Below are 23,161 nucleotides of genomic sequence, written 5' to 3'. Positions count from 1 at the left end.
GGTCCGTATCTCTCGAACCGGAGAGATGCGGACCCGCTGTGTGTTTGCGGTGCGGGGCTGTGCTCCACGAGACTGATTCACTCTGAGTGAGACATGGTCATCGTAGAGTCAGGGAGCCGTATGTGCCGTCCTATCGTCCGAGCACTGACAGGCGTGCTGGCGCTGGCTGCGACAGCGCTGCCACTGAGTGCTCCCGTGTCCGCGTCCGCCGCCGAGAGGGCGGTGATCGGCGGCCAGGGGGTGTCCGTGAGCGACAGCCCCTGGGCAGTCGCGGTATCGAGCCGTGAACGCTTCGGGGGGAGTCGTTCCGGCCAGTTCTGCGGGGGAGTGGTGGTGTCACCCCAGGAGGTGGTGACGGCGGCCCACTGTCTGAGTCAGGAGGTGCTCGGGGCCCAGCTGGGCCAGGTGCATGACCTGGCGGTCGTCGCGGGCCGCAGCGACCTGCGTACGACGGCCGGCCGCGAGATCCGGGTGAGGTCCACATGGACCGACCCGCGGTACAACAGGGTCAGCAACGCGGCGGATCTCGCCGTGCTGACGCTTTCCCGTGCGCTGCCCCGTTCGTACGCGATCGCGATCGCCGGCCCGCACGATCCGGCTGAGCAGGCCGGGGCCGATGCGACTGTCTATGGCTGGGGCGACACGGTGGGTACGGGGGCCTATCCATCGGGGCTGCATGCCACGCGTGTCTCGGTTCTGCCCGACGGACAGTGTGCGTCCGCTTACCCCGGGTCGGCGAGTGGCACTTTCCAGGCGTCGACCATGCTCTGTGCGGGTGAACCCCGAGGCGGTCATGACGCATGCCAGGGCGACAGCGGGGGCCCTCTGGTCGCCCGTGGCCTGCTCATCGGGCTGGTCTCGTGGGGTGCGGGCTGCGGCAGGGCCAACAGCCCGGGTGTCTACACGCGCATGTCCGCGATGCGGCAGGACGTGGTGTCGCATCGCTGAGGTGGACGGTGGCCGTCCACCTCAACGGGTGCGAGGGGTGTGGGCCCCGCCGGTGTTCTCCGGGGCCCGGGTGTGAGAACGGGCGGCCTCTCCCGTTGGGTGCAGGCGAGGCCGCCCGTCGACCGGGCTGATACCGGTCCTTGCTCGTCGGTGGGTGCGAGGTGTCAGCGGTCCTCTTCTTCGGAATGGTTCGGGACGGCCGTCAGGCGATCCGTCTCATCCTGGATGTCCGCGGCGATCTTCTTGAGTTCTGGCTCGAACTTGCGACCGTGGTGGGCGCAGAAGAGCAGTTCGCCACCGCTGGCGAGGACAACGCGCAGGTAAGCCTGGGCGCCGCATCGGTCGCAGCGGTCAGCGGCCGTCAGCTGGCTCGCGGGGGTCAGAACAGTAGTCACGTCGCCTCTTCTCTAGCTCGACGAGCTGTCGTACCAGGGTCAACATCCAACCAGGCCCAAAACGTTCCCGCTCGTGGCTTTTCCTTGAAACTTTTTGTCAAGGTGGCTGTCTGCTGGCGGTTGGCGGCGAATAAGCCGTATTGCGGTGGCTTTACGGTTTCGCGTTGCTTGTCTTCGGTTAATCCTCCCGGCTGGCTGCCGGTGTTGATGAGGACGTGCCCGGAGCCTAAATGGTTCATGCCTCGAAGGGAACGTGATGTCTGCTTCACTCCATCGAGCGATCGAACAGGTGTACGATGCAGGTTTGGCGCCCGACTCTTCTAGGGTGGCGTAACAACGGCTCTACCAGGGCTCGATAGGCTCTGACGAGCTACAGACGTCCGGGCCATACCCATTGGGCCCCAAAATAAATTCAGCGAGGAGCGAACCGCGTGACCGCCGATACGTCCGTGCCTTCCACTGCGCTGCTGAGCGGTGCAGACCGTGAAGGCTCCAACTACACTGCGCGGCACCTGCTCGTACTCGAAGGGCTTGAAGCGGTCCGCAAACGGCCCGGAATGTACATCGGGTCCACCGACAGCCGCGGGCTGATGCACTGCCTCTGGGAGATCATCGACAATTCGGTCGATGAAGCTCTCGGCGGCTACTGCGACCACATCGACGTGATCCTCCACGAGGACGGCTCCGTCGAGGTCCGGGACAACGGCCGGGGGATCCCGGTCGACGTCGAGCCCAAGACCGGGCTCTCGGGTATCGAGGTCGTGATGACCAAGCTGCACGCGGGCGGGAAGTTCGGCGGCGGCTCGTACGCGGCCTCCGGCGGACTGCACGGTGTGGGTGCCTCGGTCGTCAACGCTCTCTCCGCCCGGCTGGACGTCGAGGTCGACCGCAACAGCGCCACCCACGCCATCAGCTTCCGACGAGGCGTTCCCGGGATTTTCACCGAGGGGGGCCCGGACAGCCCCTTCGACCCGTCCAACGGCCTGCTCAAGGGCAAGCGTGTCCCCAAGGCCAGGACGGGGACCCGTGTCCGCTACTGGGCGGACCGGCAGATCTTCCTCAAGGATGCCAAGCTCTCCCTGGACCACCTGTACCAGCGGGCCCGGCAGACGGCCTTCCTGGTGCCGGGGCTGACTCTCGTGGTGCGCGACGAGCGCGCCCTGGAGGGTGCGGGTAAGACCGAGGAGACTTTCCGCTTCGACGGCGGCATCAGCGAGTTCTGCGAGTACCTCGCTCAGGACAAGGCCGTCTGTGACGTGCAGCGGCTGACCGGGCAGGGCAGTTTCAAGGAGACCGTGCCGGTTCTGGACGAGCGCGGTCATATGACGCCCACCGAGGTGACGCGTGATCTCGGTGTGGACATCGCGCTGCGCTGGGGCACCGGGTACGACACCACGGTCAGGTCCTTCGTCAACATCATCGCGACGCCCAAGGGGGGCACGCATGTCTCGGGCTTCGAGCGCTCGCTGACCAAGACCGTCAATGAGGTCCTGCGCTCGGCGAAGCTTCTGCGCGTCGCGGAGGACGATGTCGTGAAGGACGATGCGCTGGAGGGGCTGACCGCGGTGGTGACCGTGCGTCTGGCCGAGCCGCAGTTCGAGGGCCAGACCAAGGAGGTGCTCGGTACTTCGGCGGCCAACCGCATCGTGTCCAGTGTCGTGGCCAGGGAGCTGAAGGCGTTCCTGACCTCCACCAAGCGTGATTCCAAGGCGCAGGCCAGGGCGGTGCTGGAGAAGGCTGTGGCTGCGGCGCGTACGCGGATCGCGGCGCGGCAGCACAAGGACGCTCAGCGCAGGAAGACGGCGCTGGAGTCCTCGTCGCTGCCTGCGAAGCTGGCGGACTGCCGCAGTGATGATGTGGGGCGCAGTGAGCTGTTCATCGTGGAGGGGGATTCCGCGCTGGGTACGGCCAAGCTCGCCCGGAACTCGGAGTTCCAGGCGTTGCTGCCGATCCGGGGCAAGATCCTCAACGTTCAGAAGGCTTCGGTCTCGGACATGTTGAAGAACGCCGAGTGCGGCGCGATCATCCAGGTCATAGGGGCGGGTTCCGGGCGGACCTTCGACATCGACGCGGCGCGGTACGGCAAGATCGTGCTGCTGGTCGATGCCGATGTCGACGGCGCGCACATCCGCATCCTGCTGCTGACTCTCTTCCAGCGGTACATGCGGCCGATGGTGGAGGCGGGCCGGGTCTTCGCGGCGGTGCCGCCGCTGCACCGCATCGAGCTGGTCCAGCCCAAGAAGGGGCAGGACAAGTACGTCTACACGTACTCCGACAACGAGCTGAGGCAGAAGCTGCTGGAGTTCCAGCGCAAGAACGTCCGCTTCAAGGACTCGATCCAGCGCTACAAGGGCCTCGGCGAGATGGACGCCGACCAGCTCGCGGAGACCACCATGGACCCGCGGTTCCGCACGCTGCGCCGGATCAACATCGGCGACCTGGACTCGTCGGAGCAGGTCTTCGACCTCCTGATGGGCAACGAAGTCGCGCCCCGCAAGGAATTCATCACCAGCTCCGCCGCGACACTCGACCGCTCGCGGATCGACGTCTGAGCCGCGCGCCGGTCCATCTCCACCCGTGGGTGGAGCCGCAAGCTCCACCCACGGTCCACCTCAGCGCCGATCTGCCGGCCCGCGCGTTTCCGTAGCGTCGAAGGCGTCAACCTTCCCCGCTCGCCGGAGGCACTCATGTCAGGGTCCACGCTCACCGATGTCGCGGTGGCTGTCGCAGTCGTCGCTCTGGTGCTCGTGCGGCAGTTCCGCCCGCAGCGGGTGGATCACGACAGGCGCTGGTGGCTCCTGCCCGTCGTCCTGGTCTTCGTCGCCCTGCGCCAGCACGGTCTGCTCGACACGCATCACCCCGCACTGTCCGTTCTGGTGATCGGTGCCGAGCTTCTGGCCGGGCTGGCCATGGGAGCTGGATGGGCCTGGACCACGAAGGTGTGGAACGAGCCCGACGGGTCGGTCTGGACCCGGGGCACCAAGGCCACGGCCGCTGTCTGGACAGTGGGGCTGATCGTGCGGTTCGGGGTGGCGGGCGCGGGTGCACTGGCAGGAGTGAGCCTGGGGACCGGAGCGATGCTGCTCGCGCTGGCAGCCTCTCTGCTCGTACGGTCCGGGGTGCTCGCATGGCGGGCCGGGCGAATACGCCCGTCGTACGGTGTTTCTGCCGCCGGATCCCCCGGGTGGGCAAGGAAGGACCGCGTATGACGCCCGGCTCCTGGACGAGCTGGCCCTCCAGGGAAGCCCTTTCCCGTGCAGGCCTGACCGCTGCGCGGCGCTCGCTCATCTGGACCGTGCGGCTCATCGCCCTGGGCGCGCTCCTGTGGAACATGTTCACGAGGATCGGCGACGACGCCTGGGTGCTGGCCGCCACGGTGTCCGGTCTGGGCGTCTGCGCCGGGGCGGCCTGGGCCTTCTACCGGACCAGCCTGGAACACCGTCTGTGGCCTTCGGTGGCGCTGCTCGCGGTACTGCTGGGGGTCGCTGTCCTGGCACAGCAGACGGGCTTCCACGTACCCGCCGCTGTCCTCTGGTGCGGTTGCGCGGTGACCGCTCTGGAGCGGTTGCCGCTCGTGGCGGCCCTGCCCTGTACGGCAACCGCGCTCGGTGCCTACGCCCTGGTCAGCACCGACCAGCTGCTGACGATCGCCGTGACCACCGCCGGGCTGGCTCTCGCCGGATATGTGTTGCGGCTCGACGCGGAGGCCAGAGGCAGCGCTCAGCGGCTGCTGGTGCAGGAGCGGGCGGCCCGGGTCGCCGAGGCCGAGTCCGCAGCGCTGGCGGAGCGGTCCCGTATCGCCCGGGAGATCCACGATGTTCTCGCCCACAGCCTCTCCGCGCAGATGGTGCATCTGGAGGCGGCCCGGTTGCTGATCGAGCGTGACGCGGGGCGGGAACAGATCCTGGAGCGGGTGGTGGCGGCGCGCGGAATGGCCCGGGAGGGGCTCGCCGAGACCAGGCAGGCGCTCTCGGCGCTGCGCGGTGAGATGACGCCGGTCGAGGAGTTCCTGGAGGAGATGGCGGGCAGCTCACGGCTCACGGTGACGGGGGACCGCAGACAGCTGCCCGCTGAGGCCTCTCAGGCGGTGCGGCGTGTGGCGCAGGAGGCGATGACGAACGTGCGCAAGCACGCGCCGGGCGCCGATGTCCGGCTGCTGCTGGAATACCGGGTGGACGAAATCAGCCTGGAGGTGAGGGACTCCGGCCCCGGGCAGCCCGTTGACGAACTCGCTGTCAGTGGCTCGGGATACGGTCTGGTCGGAATGCGGGAGCGTGCCGAGCTGCTCGGCGGGACGCTCGATGCTGGACCCGACGAGGAGGGCTTCTTGGTACGGCTGAGGGTGCCGGCATGACGGCACGGGTGGTGGTGGCCGACGACCAGTCCGTCGTGCGCGAGGGGATCGTGATGCTGCTGGGACTGCTGCCGGGGATCGAGGTGGTGGGAGCGGCGAGGGACGGTGTCGAGGCGGTCGCGCTCGTCGGCGAACACGCCCCCGACGTGGTCCTGATGGATCTGCGGATGCCCCGTTGCGACGGAGTGGAGGCGACTCGCCGCATCCGGGAGCAGTACCCGTCCACTCAGGTCGTCGTCCTCACGACGTTCTCCGACGACGACTCGCTCTTCCCTGCCCTGCAGGCCGGGGCACGGGGGTATCTCACCAAGGACGCGGGCGGCGAGGAGATCGTCCGGGCCATCGAGGACGTCATGGCAGGGCAGGCCGGGCTCTCGCCGAGCGTGCAGCGGCTGCTCGTGGAGCGGATCACCGCGTCCCCGGTGCAGGCCGCACCGGCCGGGCAGGCCGCAGACGAGCTGCCCGACGGCCTCACCCCCCGTGAGGCCGAGATCCTGGCCCTCATCGCCGAGGGCCTTTCCAACCAGGAGATCTCCCGCGCGCTGCACATTTCGCCGGCCACGGTGAAGACGCACATCAACAATCTGTTCGCCAAGACCGGGTTGCGCGACCGGGCGCAGGCGGTGCGGTATGCCTACCGGCACGGTCTTGCGCTGCCACCGGGCGCGTCCATCACCTAAAGGGGTGAAGACGGGGCGATAAGGGTTCGGAAGCTCCCCGAAGTACCCATCCTTGGGCACGCGGCTGAAGTGGTCGCGCAGCAGGGAGAGGGTGTTCGGTGGAGAAGGACGATGGGCTCGGCGCCGCTGAGGTGCGGTTGGACGACCCGTGGTACGACGCGTTGGCCTCTGGCTGGGGCGAGTTGGACGGTACGGGTGCACCTGCTGCCGTACCGGCGCAAGCGCCGCCGGGGCGCGGCCGCAGCGCGGCCGACATCTATCTGGAAGTTCAGAGCAGCGCGGCCTTTCAGGAAGTGCGCAGCCGCTACCGGAGGTTCGTCGTCCCCGCTGTGTGCGCCTTCTTCGCCTGGTACATCGCGTACGTCGTCATGGCCACGGCCGCACCGGGGATCATGGCCCGCCCGGTGGCCGGAGCAGTGAATGTGGCGATGCTGGCCGGACTCGGTCAGTTCCTCTCCACGTTCCTGCTCACCTGGGCCTATACGCGCCATGCCCGGCTGCGCAGGGACCGGCCGGCGCTCGATCTCCGTTGGGACACACAGGAATTGACGCGGGGGATCAGCCGTTGAGCAGCCACACGATCACCACGCAGCACCAGACTCTGGCGCTGCTGCTGTTCGGCGTATTCGTCGCGGCCACCCTTGCGATCACCACCTGGGTGAGCCGAAACCGGCATGGTTCCGCAGAGGAGTTCTACGTCGGCGGACGTCTCTTCTCGCCGATGGAGAACGGATTCGCCATCGCCGGTGACTACATGTCGGCAGCGTCCTTCCTCGGCATCTCCGGGCTGATCGCACTCTTCGGCTACGACGGCATGCTCTACTCGGTCGGCTTCCTCGTCGCGTGGCTGGTCGTCCTGCTGCTGGTGGCCGAACTGGTGCGTAACTGCGGCCGGTTCACGCTCGCCGACGTCGTGGCGGCCCGGATGAGCGAGCACCCTGTCCGGATCGCGGTGGGTTCGTCGTCCGTCACCGTGTCCGTGCTCTACCTGGTGGCGCAGATGGTCGGCGCCGGAAGCCTCGTCTCGCTCCTGCTGGGCGGGAACGGCGGGGCGGCCCAGGCCTGGACCGTCATCGGGGTCGGCGCGCTGATGGTGATCTATGTGACGCTCGGCGGGATGCGGGCCACCACCTGGATCCAGATCGTGAAGGCCGTCCTGCTGATGGCGGGTTCGACGCTGCTCACGGTGCTCGTTCTGGTGCGCTTCCACGGAAACTTCAACGAACTGCTCACCTCGGCTGCGCATCGCAGCGGCCACGGCATGAAGTTCCTGGCACCCGGCCTCAAGTACGGCGGTGACTGGACCTCACGCATCGACTTCATCAGCCTCGGTCTCGCGCTGGTCCTCGGCACGGCCGGGCTGCCGCACATCCTGTCGCGCTTCTACACCGTGCCCACCGCACGTGCCGCCCGGCGTTCCGTTGTCTGGTCGATCGGGCTCATCGGGAGCTTCTACCTGATGACGATCGTGCTCGGCTTCGGCGCGGCCGCGCTCGTCGGTTCCGACGAGGTGAGGGCGTCGAACCCCGCGGGGAACACCGCGGTTCCGCTGCTCGCGCTGGAGGTCGGCGGGGGAGCGGGTTCCACCGGGGGCACGGTGCTCTTCGCCGTGGTCGCCGCAGTCGCGTTCGCCACCATCCTGGCGGTCGTCGCCGGCATCACGCTCGCTTCGTCGGCCTCCGTGGCCCACGACCTCTATGCGACCCTCAAACGCCGGAGCGCCAAGCAGCGCAGCGAGGTGGCCGTCGCCCGTGTCGCGGCGGCCGGGATCGGTGCCGTGGCCATCGGGCTCAGCCTGCTGGCCAAGGACCTGAACGTCGCGTTCCTGGTGGGGCTGGCCTTCGCTGTCGCGGCTTCGGCCAATCTCCCCGTGCTGCTCTTCTCGCTGTTCTGGCGGAACTTCACCACGCGCGGCGCGGTCTGGTCGGTGTACGGAGGACTTGTCCCGGCGATCGTGCTGGTGATCCTCTCGCCCGTCGTCTCCGGGAGTCCCACCTCGCTCTTCCCCGGCGTGGACTTCCAGTTCTTCCCCCTGGAGAATCCCGGGCTGCTCTCCATTCCCCTCGGCTTCATCGCGGGATGGCTCGGTACGGTCACCTCGTCCGAGCCGCCGGACGCCGCCCGGCACGCCGAGACGGAGGTGCGGTCACTGACCGGCGCCGGGGCTGTCTGAACCGGGCACGGCCCAGGCGTAGCGATGCTCGGGCCGGCCCGTGTCCCCGTACTTGAGGGTCAGCCTGAGCCGTCCCGTCTGCTCCAGCTGGCGCAGGTAGCGCTGGGCGGTGGAGCGGCTCAGTCCCGTTCTCACGGCCACTTCGTGCGCCGACAGCGGCTGGCGGGCGCCGCTCAGGACATCGCGGATCAGATCGGATGTCGGTACGGAGTGCCCGCTGGGCAGGCTCGACGAGGCGGCGGGCCCTGCGGTCCGCAGTGCGCTGAAGATCCGGTCGACCTGCTCCTGCCCCGCGCACTGCCCGCTGCCGCCGACCCGGCTCACGGTGCGACGCAGCGCCGCGTAGCTGTCCAGCCGGGAACGCAGTGCCGAAAAGGTGAACGGCTTGACCAGGTAGTGCAGGGCGCCGTGGCGCATGGCGGCCTGCACGGTCGCCACGTCGCCTGCGGCTGTCACCATGATCACGTCGGTGTGGTGGCCCGCGTCCCGCATACGACGCACCAGCGAGAGCCCCGTCCCGTCCGGCAGATAGTGGTCGAGCAGGACCAGATCGACGCGTTCGCGCTCCAGGGCGGCCATGGCCTGGGCGGCACTGTGCGCGCGTGCCGTGACGCGGAATCCGGGAACCTTCCCCACGTACGCAGCGTTGATCTCAGCGACACGGAAGTCGTCGTCGACCACCAGTACATCAATCATCGGGCCGCTCTCTGTTAAGGCGTTGTTGCAACCACGTAGTTGTAGCGCGCGCAAAACGAGCACAACAGTCTCTTGCAGGCAGAAGACTGCCTTGCGCCCACAAGGCTGCCGCTGTGGTGTCTGCCACACCTACGGTCCCGGTCCATGAGCACAGACACGAGCCCCGCCATTGAGCTGCGGGGCGCCAGCAAGGTGTTCCGCACCCCGTCAGGGGTGCCGCACACCGCCGTGCGGGAGTTGGACCTCACCGTCGCCCGTGGTGAATTCGTCGCGGTGGTCGGCCCTACGGGTTGCGGCAAGTCGACCACACTGACCCTGGTCAGCGGACTCGAGGAGCCCACCGAGGGCGAGGTGCTGGTGGCCGGTGAGCCGGTCCGCGGCATCGGCGACAAGGTCGGATTCGTCTTCCAGCAGGATGCCGTCTTCCCCTGGCGGACCGTACTGTCCAACGTGATGGCGGGTCCGCGCTTCCGCGGAGTGCCGAAGCCCGAGGCCAGGGAGAAGGCCCGCGAATGGCTGGCCCGCGTCGGCCTCGCCTCATTCGAGGACCGCTACCCGCACCAGCTCTCCGGAGGGCAGCGCAAGCGGGTCGCGCTCGCGGCGACCTTCGTCAACGACCCCGAGATCCTGCTGATGGACGAGCCGTTCTCCGCGCTCGACGTCCAGACCAGGGCGCTGATGTCCGACGAACTCCTCGAACTCTGGTCAGGCACCGGCGCCTCGGTGGTCTTCGTCACCCACGACCTGGAGGAGTCCATCGCTCTCGCCGACCGGGTGGTGGTGATGACGGCAGGCCCCGCGACCGTCAAGCAGGTCTTCGAGATCGACCTGCCCAGGCCCCGGAAGGTCGAGGCCGTCCGGCTCGAACCCCGGTTCATCGAGATCTACCGCGAGATCTGGTCGTCCCTCGGCGAGGAAGTCCGCATCACCCGTGAGCGAGGTGCAGCCGATGCCGCCTGAAAACAAGCCCACGCCGGAAACGGGTGCCACCGGCGGTACCGCGACCGCCTCCGGGGCGGCTTCCCGGCCCACCGCGCCGCCCGACGCCCCGTTGGCCGCGCTCGACAGGAGAACGGGCCGGACCGAGGAGCGCCGGCGGGCCGCACGGAACCGACGCGCAGTGGTGTACGTGTGCCGTGCGCTCCTGCTGATCGTGGTCGTCGCGCTGTGGGAGATCCTGGCGCGCACCGAGGTCATCGACCCCTTCAACTTCTCCATGCCGTCCAAGATCTGGGACCAGATCCGGGAGTGGGCGCTGCACGGCACCGCTCAGGGATCCCTCTGGGAGCAGATCTGGTACACGATGTACGAGACGCTGCTCGGCTGGGTCGTCGGCGTGATCGCCGGTGTGGTCCTGGGTATCACCCTCGGCCGTATCCGGTTCCTCTCCGACGTCCTCGGCCCGTACATCAAGGTCCTCAACGCCATCCCGCGTATCGTGCTGGCGCCGATCTTCCTCATCTGGTTCGGACTCGGACCGGCCTCGAAGGTCGCCTCCGCCGTAGTGCTGGTCTTCTTCCCGGTCTTCTTCAACGCCTTCCAGGGCGCCAGGGAGGTCGACCGCAACCTGGTCGCCAACGCCCGGATCCTGGGCGCGAGCAACCGGCGTGTCACCTTCCAGGTGGTGATCCCGTCCGCCACCTCCTGGATCTTCACCAGCCTGCACGTCAGCTTCGGCTTCGCCCTCATCGGCGCGATCGTCGGCGAGTACATCGGTGCGACCAAGGGCCTCGGACTGCTGGTCTCCGCATCCCAGGGCAACCTCAACTCCGCCGGTGTGTACGCGGCGATGGCGATCCTCGCGATCGTGGCGCTGTTCACCGAGGGGTTGCTCACCTTCGCCGAGCGGCGGCTGTTCAGGTGGCGGCCCGTCGAAGCCGGCAGCGAACGCTGACGGCGGCACACCGACCCGATGGGTCCGTCCCCGCGTTCCGGGCTTCGTGCCGCAGGACCCCTTGCCGTCGGGCCCGTACCACCGGGTCCGGGCAACCCGGCCGCGCGGGACCGCGCAAGCAGTGCACGGCGGCACCGGGCGACACCGTCCGTACAAACCGTCCGTACAAACCGTCCGTACAACCGGGCTTGTTTCCGGAGCCCTTCGTCATTCGGTACCAATCACAGGGACGTGATGAACATGCGCAGCATCAGCAGAGTGTCGGCAGCCGCGGTGACCGGTGTGCTGGCGCTGACCGCGCTCACCGGCTGCGGCGGCGACTCTCCGGGCGAGGGCAAGAACGCCAACAAGATCAAGATCATGGTGGGCGGCCTGGACAAGGTCATCTATCTGCCCGCGATGCTCACCCAGCAGCTCGGGTACTTCAAGGACGAAGGCCTCGACGTCTCCCTCCTGACCGAGCCCGCCGGCGTACAGGCGGAGACCGCCCTGGTCTCCGGGGACGTCCAGGGAACCGTCGGCTTCTACGATCACACGCTCGATCTCCAGACCAAGGGCAAGCACATAGAGTCCGTCGTGCAGCTCTCGCGTGCGCCCGGTGAGGTCGAAGTGGTCTCGAACAAGGCTTCCGGAGACCTCACGGGACCCAAGGACTTCAAGGGCAAGAAGCTGGGCGTCACGGGCCTCGGCTCGTCCACCGACTTCCTCACCAAGTACCTGGCGGTCCGTGGAGGTGTGCAGAGCAGCGACTTCACGCCCGTGGCCGTGGGCGCGGGGCAGACGTTCATCGCCGCGCTCAAGCAGGGGTCCGTGCAGGGCGGGATGACGACCGACCCGACGGTCGCGAACATCCTCGACCAGAAACTCGGCAAGGTCCTCATCGACATGCGCACCCCCGAGGGTTCGCAGGCGGCGCTGGGCGGCCCCTACCCCTCGTCCAGCCTCTACATGGACGCCGACTGGGTCGACGGCCACAAGCCGACGGTGCAGAAGCTGGCCAACGCGTTCGTGAAGACCCTGAAATGGATGTCGTCGCACTCGCCCGAGGAGATCGCGGCGAAGATGCCTGCCGACTACGCACAGGGCGGCAAGGGCCTCTACGCCCAGTCGATCAAGGCGACACTGCCGATGTTCACCAAGGACGGAGTGATGCCGGCCAACGGTCCCGAGACGGTGGAGAAGGTACTCAAGGCCTTCAATCCCAACCTCAAGAACGCCACGGTGGATCTGGCCAGGACATACACCACGGAGTTCGCCAAGAAGGCCCGCTGAGACCGGGGCCCCTCGCCGGCCGCCACGGTGGGTGAAGGCGGCGCGGTCGGAGCCGGGTCCGGCGAGGGGCCAGGACGCGCGGGCTGCCGCGCAGCGCGTCGTCAGTGCGGACGGCGTCGTGTTCGGCGTTCGGATGCGGCTTCTGCCCCCGGTCGGCGGCCGGTGTGCCGAAGACCGGCCGCCCTCATGGAAGCCTCGGCGCCGGCCCGAGGCTGCCATGAGGGCGACGCGCGGTAGCTGCCGGCGCATCGGCAAGTCACCGGGCGCTGATGGCCGGTGCGCCGGATGTGCGGCACGTGTGGCCAGGGCCGCGGCAAGGACGTTCGCCGATGGCACAACTCCTATGCTTCCGGCGTACTCCTGCGTCGCCGTCAGGTTCTGGGCGCAGGCTGGGCGGCATGAGACTTCTGGTGATCGGTGGATCAGTGTTCCTCGGGCGGGCGTTCGCCCAGGAAGGGCTGCGGCGCGGTTGGGAGGTGACCACCTTCAACCGGGGCAGGACCCAGGCCGACCTGGACGGCGTGCAGGTAGTGCGCGGCGACCGGGAGTCCCACGAGGACCTGGGGCGGCTCGCGGAGGCGGGACCATGGGACGCGATCGTGGATGTATGCGGCTATGTTCCCCGTGTGGTGGCGGCCTCGGTCGAAGCCCTGGCGAAGTCCGCGTCGACGTACCTGTTCATCTCCTCGGTCAACGCCCGCCCCGGCTGGCCCACCGAGCCCGTTGACGAAAGCTCGCCCCGTCATGACGGCGCCGTGGACGCGGGACCGGAGGACGGCGGCTACGGCAAGCTGAAGGCCGGCTGCGAGATGGCCGTCGAGCAGGGCTTTCCGGGGCGCACGCTGATCCTTGAACCCGGCCTGGTCATCGGACCGCACGACCGTGCGCGCCGGCTCACCTGGTGGTTGCGCCGGGCCGCGCAAGGCGGCCGGATGGTCGCTCCGGGCGCGCCCGACCGTGAGATGCAGCTGATCGACGCGCGCGACATCGCCGTCTTCGGTCTGGACCGGATCGAAGCTGAGGACGCCGGTACCTATGTGCTCAGCGGCACGCCCGCGAACACCACCTGGGGCAGCTTCTTGGGCACTTGTGTCGCCGAGACCGGCGGCGGAGCGGAACTGGAGTGGGTGGACGACGAGATCCTGACCGGGCATGAGGTCGGTGTCTGGGCCGAGCTCCCGCTGTGGGCCCCGCTGGAAGGGGAGACCGCCGCGGTCTGGAAGGCCAGCTCGGCCAAGGCGGTCGCCGCGGGCCTGCGCTGCCGCCCGGTCGAGGAATCCATCCGGTCCACCGCCGCCTGGCTGTTCAGTCCCGGTGGTCTTGAAGAGGCGTTCGGCGAGGCTCGCACGGGCCGGGAGGCCAAGGGCATCACGCCCGAGCGTGAGCAGGCCCTGCTGAAGGCCGCGGACACACGGTCGGCCGGAGGCCCGGATCCGCAGACCGACAGTGGCACCGGGGCAGGGGAGCGCCGACGACCGTGACCTGGGGTTGGGGCCGACGTGTCGCGGCCCGGCCGTAGAAGCCCTGAGGGGTGGTGACGTGCTGGGCGTACGGCCGAGGACCGGGGCGATGCCGGCCGGCGCCGTCGCCGTACGGACGGTGGCGCCGCGGGCGTTGCGCCGGACACACGGGGCGCCGGCCGGATCGCCGTCGGGCTTGGCTGCCTGGAGGCCGAAGCCTTCGTCGGGAAGCGGGAACAGCACGACCGGAATTCCGATGAGGCCGAAGAAGGAGCCGAGGACGGAGGGGGCAGCGGCTGGTGGCGCTCGGCCGTGTCCGCGAAGTCGCGTCGTTGCCCGATGCGGCGGGAGTGCGTATCGGGCGTCGCATGCCAGGCGCGACTTTACGGACACGGCCTAGCCGGTGCGACGGTGTGGGGCCAGGTGAAGCGGAGCTTCTCGGGGGCCCCGTTCAGCCGGGACGGTACGCCGCCGGGGGAAGAAACCGGCGCTTTTCCAGCGCAGATTCCGCCCGCGCCCCGGTAGAACCGCTGGGCGGAAATGTTCTGTTCCAGTACCCAGAGGTACGTGGACCTGGCGGTCGCCCTTTCGGTGATGGTCTCGCCTGCGCGGGCCAGAAGAACGGAGCCCACACCGGTGCGCCGACGGTCGTGGGCGACGTGCAGATTGTCGATGAGGCTGCCCCACCGGTCATCGTGGTCGAAGACGACGTGCACGAAGCCCGCGAGCCCGGTGTGATCCTCGGCGACGATCGTCGTGCTGTGGACGGGGGCGGCGAGCCGCGACGACCAGACGGACAACCTGTCGGTGAGGATGTCGCCGTCCAGGAACGCATCGGCGTAGGCGCCGCGGTAGTGCCGACGCCAGCTCTCGGCGTGCAGCAGAGCTACCTCTTCGGCGTCGCCGGGGCCTGCTGTCCGCAACCGTGTCGACATCGTGTGCCTCTCCTTCTGGGCCGGTACCGCTCGATGATCCCAAGGGACGAGCTGTCGGGCCCGCTGATTCCAGCCGGCGAGACCGGCGCACGGCCGGCAGCCGGACAGCAGGGCGGGCGCACGGAGTACTGGCTGCACCCCGCCCCTCAACACCCGGCGCCCGCCCGAGCCGGACGAGGCGTCAGGCCGGGAAGTCCCCGCCGGACCGGCGGGCCCCCTCCCGGTGCGGCCGGCCCGCCGCTCCCGGCTCATCCCGCCGGTTCCCAGGTCTCCGGCCGCCGGCCGGTCAGCGCCTCCGGGAGCACGACGGTGAACTGGGCGCCGCCCTCCGTGCCGGTGGCGACCCGGGCGCTGCCGCCCTGCCGCTCGGCGAGCCTGCGCACCAGCGGCAGCCCCAGACCACGTTTCCCGTGTGCCGGGGGCTTCTTGGTCGACCAGCCCTCGGTGAAGATCAGCTCACGCTGCTCCTCGGGTATCCCCGCGCCGCTGTCGCAGACGCGCAGGACGGCCGTATGGCCATCGGTGCCCAGCGAGACTTCCACCTGGGCGCCGGCCGAACCGGACACCGCGTCCAGGGCGTTGTCGACCAGATTGCCCACGATCGTCACCAGGCCCTGCGGGTCGACCAGCCGGTCGGGCAGCAGGGTTTCGGGGGTGACGCGCAGGGTGACCCCGCGCTCGGCGGCCACCGTGGCCTTGCCGACCAGCAGAGCGGCCAGCAGCGGGTCGTGGATCTTCTCGGTGACCTGTTCGGCAGTCGTGCGGTGCACCCCCACCACCTCGGTGATGAACTCCGCCGCCTCGTCGTGCATCTCCAGTTCCAGCAGGCCCAGGAGCGTGTGCATCCGGTTGGCGTGTTCGTGGTCCTGGGCGCGCAGGGCGTCTATCAGCCCGCGGGTGGAGTCGAGTTCACGGCCCAGCTGTTCCAGTTCGGTCCGGTCGCGGAGGGTGGCCACGGCGCCGCCGTCGTCCGTCGGCATCCGGTTGGCGACCAGGACGCGGGGGCCGCGTACCGCCAGCAGGTCCTCGCCCGTGACGAGGCCGGCCAGTACATCGGTGGTACGGCCCTCACCCAGCGCGTCGGTGAGAGGGAGCCCGATGATCTCGGGGCCGAGATCCAGCAAGCGCTGGGCCTCGTCGTTCATGAGCCGTATCCGGCCGTCACCGTCCAGCGCGACGACGCCCTCCCGGATGCCGTGCAGCATCGCCTCACGCTCGGCCAGCAGCGCCGCGATGTCGGAGAACGCAAGATCGTGCGTCTGCCTCCGGAGCCTGCGGGAGATCAGATACGCGGCCGGCGCCCCCGCGGCCAGTGCGCCGCCGGCGTACGCGAGAAGCCCGGGGATCATCGCGAGCAGATGTCCGCGCACGCTGTCGTATCTGATGCCGACCGACACCGCACCGACGATCCGGCGGCGGCTGTCGCGCAGCGGGACCTTGCCGCGGGCGGAGCGGCCGAGGGTGCCGCTGTCGATCTGCATGACCTCGTGGCCGGCCAGGGGCTGCTCGGCGCTGGTGGAGACGGGCTGACCGATCTCGGAGCGGGTGGTGTGCGACCACCGGACGCCCTGTACGTCCATGACCACGATGTACTCGGCGCCGGTCGCCCGCCGGATGCGTTCGGCCTCGGCCTGCACGGGTCCTTCGGGCGTCGGCCGAGAGGCGAGGAGCTCCGCTGCGAGCCGGGGCGACGCGGTAGTCTCGGCGATCGCGAGGGCCCGCCGCATGGCCTGGTCGTCGAGCTGCGCGCCGAGGGGGCGCAGGAAGAGACCGACAGCAAGGACGAGCACCCCGCCGGCGATGGCCAGTTGCATCAGCAGCACCTGGGAGAACACCCGCCGGGGCAGGCCGATGCGATGTTTCCAGGGCTGTCCGGAGTTCATGTGGCAGAACGGTAGAGGGCCGGAGGAACCACCGGAAGCTCCCAAGGCTACGCAAACCGCTTGCGGTCTTTGCGCTAATCTTGCGTGTATGACGCGACGACTTGCACAGGTGGCACAGAAGGTTGGGGTCAGTGAGGCCACGGTCAGCCGGGTACTCAACGGCAGGCCCGGTGTCTCGGAGGCCACGCGGCAGGCGGTGCTGTCCGCCCTCGACGTGCTCGGGTACGAACGCCCCACGCAACTGCGGGGCGAGCGGGCCCGGCTGGTGGGCCTGGTGCTCCCGGAGCTGCAGAACCCCATCTTCCCGGCCTTCGCCGAAGTGGTCGGAGGGGCCCTCGCGCAACAGGGCCTGACGCCCGTGCTCTGTACCCAGACCAAGGGCGGGGTCTCCGAGGCCGACTACGTGGAACTCCTGCTGGAGCAGCAGGTCTCCGGAGTGGTCTTCGCCGGCGGTCTCTATCAGCTCGACGCTCCGCACGACCACTACAAGGCGCTCTCGGACCGCAGGATTCCGGTTGTGCTGATCAACGCGACCCTCCCGGACCTCGGATTCCCCGGTGTCTCCTGCGACGACGCGGTCGCTATCGACCAGGCCTGGCGGCATCTGGCGTCCCTCGGTCACGAGCGGATCGGTCTGGTGCTCGGGCCGGGCGACCACGTCCCCTCGATGCGCAAGCTGGACGCCGCGCGGGCGATCGCGGCGGAGTTCGGCGCCGAGCTCCCGGACGAGCGGGTCGTGCGGGCGATGTTCTCGCTGGAGGGCGGCCAGGCCGCGGCGACCAGGCTGCTGGACCAGGGGGTCACCGGAGTCATCTGTGCGAGCGACCCCCTCGCCCTCGGAGCGGTGCGTGCCGCCCGGCGCCGGGGCCTCTCGGTGCCCGGGGACGTCTCGATCGTCGGCTATGACGACTCGGCCTTCATGAACTGCACGGACCCGCCGCTGACCACGGTCCGCCAGCCCATCGAGGCGATGGGGCGTGCCGCGGTCGAGCTGTTGTCCGTGCAGATCGGAGGTCATACGGTCCCGTCCGACGAGCTGCTCTTCGAGCCCGAACTGGTGGTGCGCGGTTCGACCGCGCAAGTCTCGCGAGACGGGTCCCGCTAGCTGTCGAAAATTTGCGGAATCTGCGCGACATCTTGCGGAGAGCCGTTGTGGGTGGTTGAGTTTGCGCCGCCCCACAGCGACGCCAGCTGTGGGCTTCCAGCGCTCTTGCCCACAAGGGGACCACCGATGAGAAGCACCTGGTTCCGCCCGACCCACCGCCGTACCGCGGCGGCTGCCCTTGTCTCCGCGCTCGCTCTGACCGCACTGGCCGCCTGCGGCACCAGCAGCAGCAGCGACGACAGCAACAAGGGATCAGGTGGCGGCAGTTCGGACCCGTCCGCTCCACTCGACCCGAAGACCAAGGTCACGCTGACCATGGACTGTATGCCGCCGGCCGCGAAGGCGGCCGAGCTGCGCGAGTGGAAGGAGGACATCAAGACCTTCAACAAGCAGTACCCGAACGTCACGATCGACGGTAAGTCCACGCCCGGCCAGTGCGAGGAGCCCACGCGCTTCACCGCCGCGCTCAAGGGGAAGTCGCAGCCGGACGTCTTCTACACGTACTTCACCGACCTCCAGCAGGTGCTGGACAACGGCGGCGCCGCCGACATCTCGGCGTACGTGAACGCGAAGACCGTCCCCGCGCTGAGCAGTATCGACCCCGACGTGATGAACGTCCTGAAGCGGGACGGCAAGACCTACGGCCTGCCCACCAGCAACTACACGATGGGCTTGATGATCAACCGCAAGCTCTTCAAGCAGGCCGGGCTCGACCCGAACAAGCCGCCGACCACCTGGGAGGAGGTCCGCAAGGACGCCAAGGCCATCGCGGGCCTCGGGAACGGCATAGCGGGCTACGGCGACTACAGCGCGACCAACCAGGGCGGCTGGCACTTCACCGCTGAGATGTACGGCCTCGGCGGCGACGTCGTCACCCCGGACGGTAAGAAGGCGGCGTTCAACAACGCCGAAGGCAAACAGGTGCTGGCGAATCTCAAGGCCATGCGCTGGGACGACGACAGCATGGGCAAGACGCAGCTGCTCAAGTGGGGCGATCTGCAGAAGCAGATCTCCACGGACAAGCTCGGGATGTTCCTCGCGGCCCCGGACGACCTCACCTACATGGTCCAGCAGCTCGGTGCCACGTACAAGGACTACGGCATGGGGCCGATCCCCGGCGGGCGGGCCACGCTCTTCGGCGGCAACGACTACATGATCAAGCAGGGCAGTTCACCGGACAAGATCAAGGCAGCCATCGCCTGGGTCAACTTCAAGACGCTCACCCCCGGCAAGGGGCAGTTCGAGTGGGCGCGCTCCAAGTCCGACAAGCTGCCGGTGGGCCTCCCGCAGCCGAACTTCTGGACCGGGGACACCAAGGCGAAGGACCTCCGGTCCCGGACCGACAACGCGACCATGCCGGTGGAGAACTTCCGGCCCTTCATGGACAACCCCGTCAAGGGCAAGGCCGAGCCGGCGAAGGCGCAGGAGATCTACAAGGTCCTCGACAACGCGATGTCCGGAGTGCTGACCAACAAGAACGCCAACATCGACTCGCTGCTCTCCACCGCTGAGCAGCAGGTCAACCAGGTCCTGGCGAACTAGCCCCGGAAACTGCACCGTGCGGGCCGGGGCCGGGAGGTCCCGGCCCCGCCCAGCCCGAGACCCGGCGCCAAGGAGAGACGATGTCGGCCCCCACCCTGTCCACGAGCAGCATGCCCGTGCCTCCGCCGCAGTACGAAGGCCCGCCACCGGCGGCCCGCCGCGAAATCCTCGTCCGCAACCTGCGGCGCAACCTCTCGGCACACGGCTTCCTGATCGGCGCTGTGCTCTGCTTCGCGTTCTTCTCGTGGTACCCGATGGTCAGGGAGTTCCTCCTGGCCTTCCAGAAGAACAAGTCCGGCAGAACCACGTGGGTCGGCCTGGACAACCTGGACTACGTCTTCCACGACCCGGCCTTCTGGCAGGCGTGGCGCAACACCCTGCTGTTCACCGGGCTGGCCCTGGTGCTCGGCTTCCTGGTGCCGTTCGTCATCGCGATCGTGATCAACGAATTCCGGCACGCCCAGGGCTACTTGCGCCTGCTGGTCTACCTTCCCGTGATGCTGCCGCCGGTCGCCTCCGTCCTGCTGTTCAAGTACTTCTACGACCCCGGATACGGGCTCTTCAACGGCATCCTGCACTTCCTGCACCTGCCCGAACAGCAGTGGCTCCAGTCGACCAGCACCTCGATGCTCTCCGTGGTCATCGCCTCGACCTGGATGAACATGGGCGGAGCGACGCTGATCTACCTCGCCGCCCTCCAGGGCATACCCGGCGAGCTGTACGAGGCGGCCGAGCTGGACGGCGCCGGGCTCCTGCGGAAGATCTGGCATGTGACGGTCCCTCAGACCCGGCTGATCCTCTCGCTGCTTCTGCTGATGCAGATCATCGCCACGATGCAGGTCTTCACCGAGCCGTTCCTGCTGACCAACGGGGCAGGGCCGGAAGGCTCGACGACCACCGTCGTCTACCTCATCTACCAGTACGCCTTCAACTTCAACAACTACGGCGGCGCCGCCGCACTCGGCCTGGTCCTGCTCGTACTGCTCGCCGGATTCTCGGCGGCGTACGTCCGGCTCAGCCGTGACAGCGAGAGCTAGGGAGCAGGAGTACGACGATGGCAGAGCGCACTCTGATCTCACCCGCCCAGCTGGGCAGACCCCGCGGGAAGGCCGTCTACTGGGGCGTCCTCACCCTGGTCGTGCTCCTCTTCACGCTGGTCTTCCTCGGGCCGCTGTACTGGATGGTGACCGGCGGACTCAAGACCGCGCAGGAGATAGCCCAGTCCCCGCCCACCGCCTTCCCCAAGAGCCTCCACCCGGACAACTACTCCAAGGCCTGGAACGTGATGCAGCTGTCCAAGCTGCTCCTCAACACGCTCTACTACGCCTTCGGGGCGCTCGCCTTCCAGCTGGTCCTCGACGTCGCCGCCGCCTACTCGCTCTCCAAGCTCAGGCCGGTCTTCGGCAAGGCCATCCTCGGGATGATGCTGGCGACCCTGATGATCCCGGCCACCGTGCTCGTCGTACCGCAGTACCTCACCGTGCTCGACGTGCCGATATTCCAGCGCAACCTGCTCAACTCGCCCTGGGTGATCTGGCTTCCCTCGGTGACCAACGCTTTCAACATCTTCCTGCTGAAGCGGTTCTTCGACTCGATCCCGCGGGAACTCCTGGACGCCGCCTCCATCGACGGGGCCTCACCGCTGCGCACGCTGCGCTCCGTGGTGCTGCCCATCTCCCGGCCCATTCTGGGAGTCGTCTCGATCTTCGCGATCGTCGGTGTCTGGAAGGACTTCCTCTGGCCGATGCTCACCCTGCCCGACCCCAACAAGCAGACCCTCAACGTCGGTATCTACTCCCTCGCCCAGGGAGTGCCCGAGAACTGGCTCATCGCCGCACTTGCCATGGCCTCGGCCCCGACACTGATCATCTTCCTGATCTTCCAGCGCAACATCATGAGCGGTCTGACCGCGGGCAGCCTGAAGGGCTGACCACCGCCGCAGGACCTCCTCATCCCTTCGCGCTCCGCCGCCTGCCCCCCTCCCGGCGCCCCGCTGTCCGGGGCCGGCGGTGGAGTCCCACCTGCCCGAAAGGACCGTCACGTGGCAGCCATCCCTCCGCCCGAGGCCACTGATGACTGGTGGCGTTCCGCCGCCATCTACCAGGTGTACGTACGCAGTTTCGCCGACGCGGACGGTGACGGCACCGGCGATCTGGCGGGTGTGCGCGGCAAACTGCCCTACCTCGCCGAACTGGGTGTGGACGCTCTCTGGTTCACGCCCTGGTATCTGTCGCCGCTCGCGGACGGCGGCTACGACGTGGCCGACTACCGCAGCATCGACCCGGCCTTCGGCACTCTCGGTGAGGCCGAGAAGCTCATCGCCGAGGCGCGCGGGCTGGGGATCCGCACCATCGTCGACATCGTGCCCAACCATGTCTCCGACCAGCACGCCTGGTTCAAAGCGGCGCTCGCCGCGGGCCCCGGCAGCCCCGAACGTGAACTCTTCCACTTCCGTCCGGGGCGCGGCGAGCACGGCGAACTCGCTCCCAACGACTGGCCGTCCCAGTTCGCCGGCTCCACCTGGACCCGCGTCGACGACGGCGAGTGGTACCTCCATCTCTTCGCCCCCGAGCAGCCCGACCTCAACTGGGCTCACCCCGTGGTGCGAAAGGAGCACGAGAACGTACTGCGCTTCTGGTTCGACCGCGGTGTCGCGGGTGTCCGGATCGACTCGGCCGCGCTGCTCACCAAGGCGGACGGGCTGCCCGACTTCGTCGAGGGGCGTGACCCCCACCCCTACATCGACCAGGACGAGATCCACGACATCTACCGCTCGTGGCGGGCCGTCGCCGACGAGTACGGCGGTGTCTTCATCGGCGAGGTCTGGCTGCCGGACTCGGAGCGCTTCGCGCGCTATCTGCGCCCGGACGAGCTGCACACCGCCTTCAACTTCAGCTTTCTGAGCTGCCCGTGGGACGCCGCCCGGCTCCGCACCGCGGTCGAGGAGACCCTGGCCGAACACGCGCCCGTCGGCGCTCCGGCGACCTGGGTGCTGTGCAACCACGACGTGACCCGCACGGTCACCCGGTACGGCCGTCAGGAGACCGGGTTCGACTTCGCGGCCAAGGCCTTCGGCACCCCCACGGATCTGGAGCTGGGCGCCCGCAGAGCCCGTGCCGCGGCGCTGCTCTCGCTGGCGCTGCCCGGGTCCGTCTACCTCTACCAGGGCGAGGAGCTGGGGCTTCCCGAGGTGGAGATCCCGCTGGACCGGATCCAGGACCCGATGTACTTCCGTTCCGGCGGCAGCGACCCGGGACGTGACGGCTGCCGGGTGCCGCTGCCCTGGACCGCCGTGCCGCCCGCCGCCGAGCCCTGGCTCCCGCAGCCGGTGTACTGGACCGGCTACGCGGCCGAGCTGCAGTCGGCGGACCCGGGGTCGATGCTCCGGCTGTACCGTGCGGCGCTCGGGCTGCGCCGCACGGAGGCCGGTTTCGGGGACGGGCCGCTGAGCTGGCTGCCCGCAGCCGAGGACGTCCTGGCGTTCGCCCGGTCCGACGGGCTGGTCTGCGTCGTCAACCTCGGCCCGGAGCCCGCCGTGCTCCCCGGTCACTCGCACGTCCTGCTGGCCAGCGGTCCTCTGGACGGCGCGGGACACCTCCCGCAGGACACGGCGGTCTGGCTGCGGGCCTGACCCCGCCGCCGGACCGCCGTACCCCTCTTCCGCCACCCCGCCGGAGCCGCCCGCTGCGCTGAGCACCCCGAGAACGACACAGCCTGCGGCGACCGGGGCGCGCGACCGCGAAAGCGGCCCCCGTCCCCCTCGCCGCGCATGGCATCCCCCCACTTGCAGGAAGGTGCAGGACCCCCACATGAAGCAACATGTC

Annotated in this window: 21 protein-coding genes; 16 read left to right on the top strand and 5 right to left on the bottom strand. The window is 68.7% G+C overall.

All coding sequences use genetic code 11. From position 1 onward, the window contains the following. Nucleotides 1–120 precede the first annotated feature (120 nt). Nucleotides 121–948, top strand: coding sequence for a S1 family peptidase (locus OG584_RS07840; RefSeq protein ID WP_405776416.1), 828 nt, complete (start codon nucleotides 121–123; stop codon nucleotides 946–948). A 164-nt stretch (nucleotides 949–1,112) separates the two neighbouring features. On the opposite strand, the gene OG584_RS07835 is transcribed toward OG584_RS07840, so the two are convergent. Together OG584_RS07835 and OG584_RS07830 are read right to left on the bottom strand one after the other, a co-directional pair. Further along, on the bottom strand, nucleotides 1,113–1,343 hold the full coding sequence (locus tag OG584_RS07835; RefSeq protein WP_405776414.1) for a hypothetical protein: 231 nt from the start codon (nucleotides 1,341–1,343) through the stop codon (nucleotides 1,113–1,115). Beyond that, entirely contained in the window at nucleotides 1,340–1,582 is a 243-nt protein-coding gene (locus OG584_RS07830) for a hypothetical protein (RefSeq protein WP_405776412.1), read from the bottom strand. Before OG584_RS07830 ends, OG584_RS07835 begins: the two co-directional genes overlap by 4 nt. Before the next feature lie 192 nt (nucleotides 1,583–1,774). Here OG584_RS07830 and OG584_RS07825 point away from each other — a divergent pair, with 192 nt between their 5' ends. From OG584_RS07825 to OG584_RS07800, 6 genes are all read left to right on the top strand, one after another. Next, on the top strand, nucleotides 1,775–3,895 hold the full coding sequence (locus tag OG584_RS07825; RefSeq protein ID WP_405776410.1) for a type IIA DNA topoisomerase subunit B: 2,121 nt from the start codon (nucleotides 1,775–1,777) through the stop codon (nucleotides 3,893–3,895). A gap of 135 nt (nucleotides 3,896–4,030) precedes the next feature. Beyond that, nucleotides 4,031–4,552, top strand: a complete 522-nt coding sequence (locus OG584_RS07820) for a DUF1453 domain-containing protein (RefSeq protein ID WP_405776408.1) — start codon at nucleotides 4,031–4,033, stop codon at nucleotides 4,550–4,552. Next, complete coding sequence (locus OG584_RS07815; protein ID WP_405776406.1) at nucleotides 4,549–5,697, top strand: sensor histidine kinase; 1,149 nt, start codon at nucleotides 4,549–4,551, stop codon at nucleotides 5,695–5,697. The genes OG584_RS07820 and OG584_RS07815 overlap by 4 nt, the downstream gene beginning before the upstream one ends. Next, nucleotides 5,694–6,377 carry a response regulator gene (locus tag OG584_RS07810; protein ID WP_405776404.1) on the top strand — a complete coding sequence of 228 codons (684 nt, stop codon included), beginning with the start codon at nucleotides 5,694–5,696 and terminating at the stop codon, nucleotides 6,375–6,377. The genes OG584_RS07815 and OG584_RS07810 overlap by 4 nt, the downstream gene beginning before the upstream one ends. A gap of 98 nt (nucleotides 6,378–6,475) precedes the next feature. Further along, complete coding sequence (locus OG584_RS07805) at nucleotides 6,476–6,946, top strand: DUF485 domain-containing protein (RefSeq protein WP_405776402.1); 471 nt, start codon at nucleotides 6,476–6,478, stop codon at nucleotides 6,944–6,946. 11 nt (nucleotides 6,947–6,957) lie between these two features. Beyond that, nucleotides 6,958–8,550 (top strand): cation acetate symporter, encoded by a 1,593-nt coding sequence (locus OG584_RS07800; RefSeq protein WP_405783923.1) that lies wholly within the window; start codon nucleotides 6,958–6,960, stop codon nucleotides 8,548–8,550. Here OG584_RS07800 and OG584_RS07795 read toward each other — a convergent pair. Continuing rightward, nucleotides 8,524–9,246: a response regulator gene (locus tag OG584_RS07795; protein WP_405776400.1), complete on the bottom strand. Its 723-nt coding sequence runs from the start codon at nucleotides 9,244–9,246 to the stop codon at nucleotides 8,524–8,526. The two genes, OG584_RS07800 and OG584_RS07795, sit on opposite strands and share 27 nt — an antisense overlap. Nucleotides 9,247–9,390: 144 nt before the next feature. On the opposite strand from OG584_RS07795, the gene OG584_RS07790 reads away from it, so the two are divergent. From OG584_RS07790 to OG584_RS07775, 4 genes are all read left to right on the top strand, one after another. After that, a complete protein-coding gene (locus OG584_RS07790) occupies nucleotides 9,391–10,206 on the top strand; it encodes an ABC transporter ATP-binding protein (RefSeq protein ID WP_405776398.1) in 816 nt (271 codons plus the stop codon). Further along, on the top strand, nucleotides 10,196–11,140 hold the full coding sequence (locus OG584_RS07785) for an ABC transporter permease (protein WP_405776396.1): 945 nt from the start codon (nucleotides 10,196–10,198) through the stop codon (nucleotides 11,138–11,140). Before OG584_RS07790 ends, OG584_RS07785 begins: the two co-directional genes overlap by 11 nt. 240 nt (nucleotides 11,141–11,380) lie before the next feature. Continuing rightward, nucleotides 11,381–12,412: an ABC transporter substrate-binding protein gene (locus OG584_RS07780; protein WP_405776394.1), complete on the top strand. Its 1,032-nt coding sequence runs from the start codon at nucleotides 11,381–11,383 to the stop codon at nucleotides 12,410–12,412. A gap of 398 nt (nucleotides 12,413–12,810) precedes the next feature. After that, the gene (locus OG584_RS07775) at nucleotides 12,811–13,893 is read left to right on the top strand and encodes an NAD-dependent epimerase/dehydratase family protein (protein WP_405776392.1); all 1,083 of its coding nucleotides are present in this window, start codon (nucleotides 12,811–12,813) and stop codon (nucleotides 13,891–13,893) included. 362 nt (nucleotides 13,894–14,255) lie between these two features. Here OG584_RS07775 and OG584_RS07770 read toward each other — a convergent pair whose 3' ends face one another. Then, nucleotides 14,256–14,807, bottom strand: a complete 552-nt coding sequence (locus OG584_RS07770; RefSeq protein ID WP_405776390.1) for a GNAT family N-acetyltransferase — start codon at nucleotides 14,805–14,807, stop codon at nucleotides 14,256–14,258. A 248-nt stretch (nucleotides 14,808–15,055) separates the two neighbouring features. After that, nucleotides 15,056–16,690 (bottom strand): ATP-binding protein, encoded by a 1,635-nt coding sequence (locus tag OG584_RS07765; protein ID WP_405776388.1) that lies wholly within the window; start codon nucleotides 16,688–16,690, stop codon nucleotides 15,056–15,058. Between the two features lie 88 nt (nucleotides 16,691–16,778). On the opposite strand from OG584_RS07765, the gene OG584_RS07760 reads away from it, so the two are divergent. From OG584_RS07760 to OG584_RS07740, 5 genes are all read left to right on the top strand, one after another. Continuing rightward, entirely contained in the window at nucleotides 16,779–17,795 is a 1,017-nt protein-coding gene (locus tag OG584_RS07760) for a LacI family DNA-binding transcriptional regulator (protein WP_405776386.1), read from the top strand. 126 nt (nucleotides 17,796–17,921) lie between these two features. Continuing rightward, complete coding sequence (locus OG584_RS07755; RefSeq protein WP_405776384.1) at nucleotides 17,922–19,337, top strand: extracellular solute-binding protein; 1,416 nt, start codon at nucleotides 17,922–17,924, stop codon at nucleotides 19,335–19,337. A gap of 80 nt (nucleotides 19,338–19,417) precedes the next feature. Continuing rightward, on the top strand, nucleotides 19,418–20,374 hold the full coding sequence (locus tag OG584_RS07750; RefSeq protein WP_405776382.1) for a carbohydrate ABC transporter permease: 957 nt from the start codon (nucleotides 19,418–19,420) through the stop codon (nucleotides 20,372–20,374). 17 nt (nucleotides 20,375–20,391) lie between these two features. Further along, the gene (locus tag OG584_RS07745) at nucleotides 20,392–21,267 is read left to right on the top strand and encodes a carbohydrate ABC transporter permease (protein WP_405776380.1); all 876 of its coding nucleotides are present in this window, start codon (nucleotides 20,392–20,394) and stop codon (nucleotides 21,265–21,267) included. A gap of 111 nt (nucleotides 21,268–21,378) precedes the next feature. Further along, entirely contained in the window at nucleotides 21,379–22,968 is a 1,590-nt protein-coding gene (locus tag OG584_RS07740; RefSeq protein ID WP_405776378.1) for a glycoside hydrolase family 13 protein, read from the top strand. The last annotated feature ends 193 nt before the right edge of the window (nucleotides 22,969–23,161 follow it).

This window comes from Streptomyces sp. NBC_00859, assembly GCF_045161865.1.
Classification (GTDB): domain Bacteria; phylum Actinomycetota; class Actinomycetes; order Streptomycetales; family Streptomycetaceae; genus Streptomyces.
The sequence above is the reverse complement of the archived record's forward strand: the minus strand, read 5'-3'. Positions and strand labels throughout refer to the sequence as shown.

What these genes read in the sequence shown, in the direction of transcription:
- OG584_RS07840 (WP_405776416.1), top strand. Translation starts at nt 121, where the DNA reads ATGTGCCGTCCTATCGTCCGAGCACTGACAGGCGTGCTGGCGCTGGCT.
- OG584_RS07830 (WP_405776412.1), bottom strand. Translation starts at nt 1,582, where the DNA reads ATGAACCATTTAGGCTCCGGGCACGTCCTCATCAACACCGGCAGCCAG.
- OG584_RS07820 (WP_405776408.1), top strand. Translation starts at nt 4,031, where the DNA reads ATGTCAGGGTCCACGCTCACCGATGTCGCGGTGGCTGTCGCAGTCGTC.
- OG584_RS07815 (WP_405776406.1), top strand. Translation starts at nt 4,549, where the DNA reads ATGACGCCCGGCTCCTGGACGAGCTGGCCCTCCAGGGAAGCCCTTTCC.
- OG584_RS07810 (WP_405776404.1), top strand. Translation starts at nt 5,694, where the DNA reads ATGACGGCACGGGTGGTGGTGGCCGACGACCAGTCCGTCGTGCGCGAG.
- OG584_RS07795 (WP_405776400.1), bottom strand. Translation starts at nt 9,246, where the DNA reads ATGATTGATGTACTGGTGGTCGACGACGACTTCCGTGTCGCTGAGATC.
- OG584_RS07790 (WP_405776398.1), top strand. Translation starts at nt 9,391, where the DNA reads ATGAGCACAGACACGAGCCCCGCCATTGAGCTGCGGGGCGCCAGCAAG.
- OG584_RS07785 (WP_405776396.1), top strand. Translation starts at nt 10,196, where the DNA reads ATGCCGCCTGAAAACAAGCCCACGCCGGAAACGGGTGCCACCGGCGGT.
- OG584_RS07780 (WP_405776394.1), top strand. Translation starts at nt 11,381, where the DNA reads ATGCGCAGCATCAGCAGAGTGTCGGCAGCCGCGGTGACCGGTGTGCTG.
- OG584_RS07775 (WP_405776392.1), top strand. Translation starts at nt 12,811, where the DNA reads ATGAGACTTCTGGTGATCGGTGGATCAGTGTTCCTCGGGCGGGCGTTC.
- OG584_RS07770 (WP_405776390.1), bottom strand. Translation starts at nt 14,807, where the DNA reads ATGTCGACACGGTTGCGGACAGCAGGCCCCGGCGACGCCGAAGAGGTA.
- OG584_RS07765 (WP_405776388.1), bottom strand. Translation starts at nt 16,690, where the DNA reads ATGAACTCCGGACAGCCCTGGAAACATCGCATCGGCCTGCCCCGGCGG.
- OG584_RS07760 (WP_405776386.1), top strand. Translation starts at nt 16,779, where the DNA reads ATGACGCGACGACTTGCACAGGTGGCACAGAAGGTTGGGGTCAGTGAG.
- OG584_RS07755 (WP_405776384.1), top strand. Translation starts at nt 17,922, where the DNA reads ATGAGAAGCACCTGGTTCCGCCCGACCCACCGCCGTACCGCGGCGGCT.
- OG584_RS07750 (WP_405776382.1), top strand. Translation starts at nt 19,418, where the DNA reads ATGTCGGCCCCCACCCTGTCCACGAGCAGCATGCCCGTGCCTCCGCCG.
- OG584_RS07745 (WP_405776380.1), top strand. Translation starts at nt 20,392, where the DNA reads ATGGCAGAGCGCACTCTGATCTCACCCGCCCAGCTGGGCAGACCCCGC.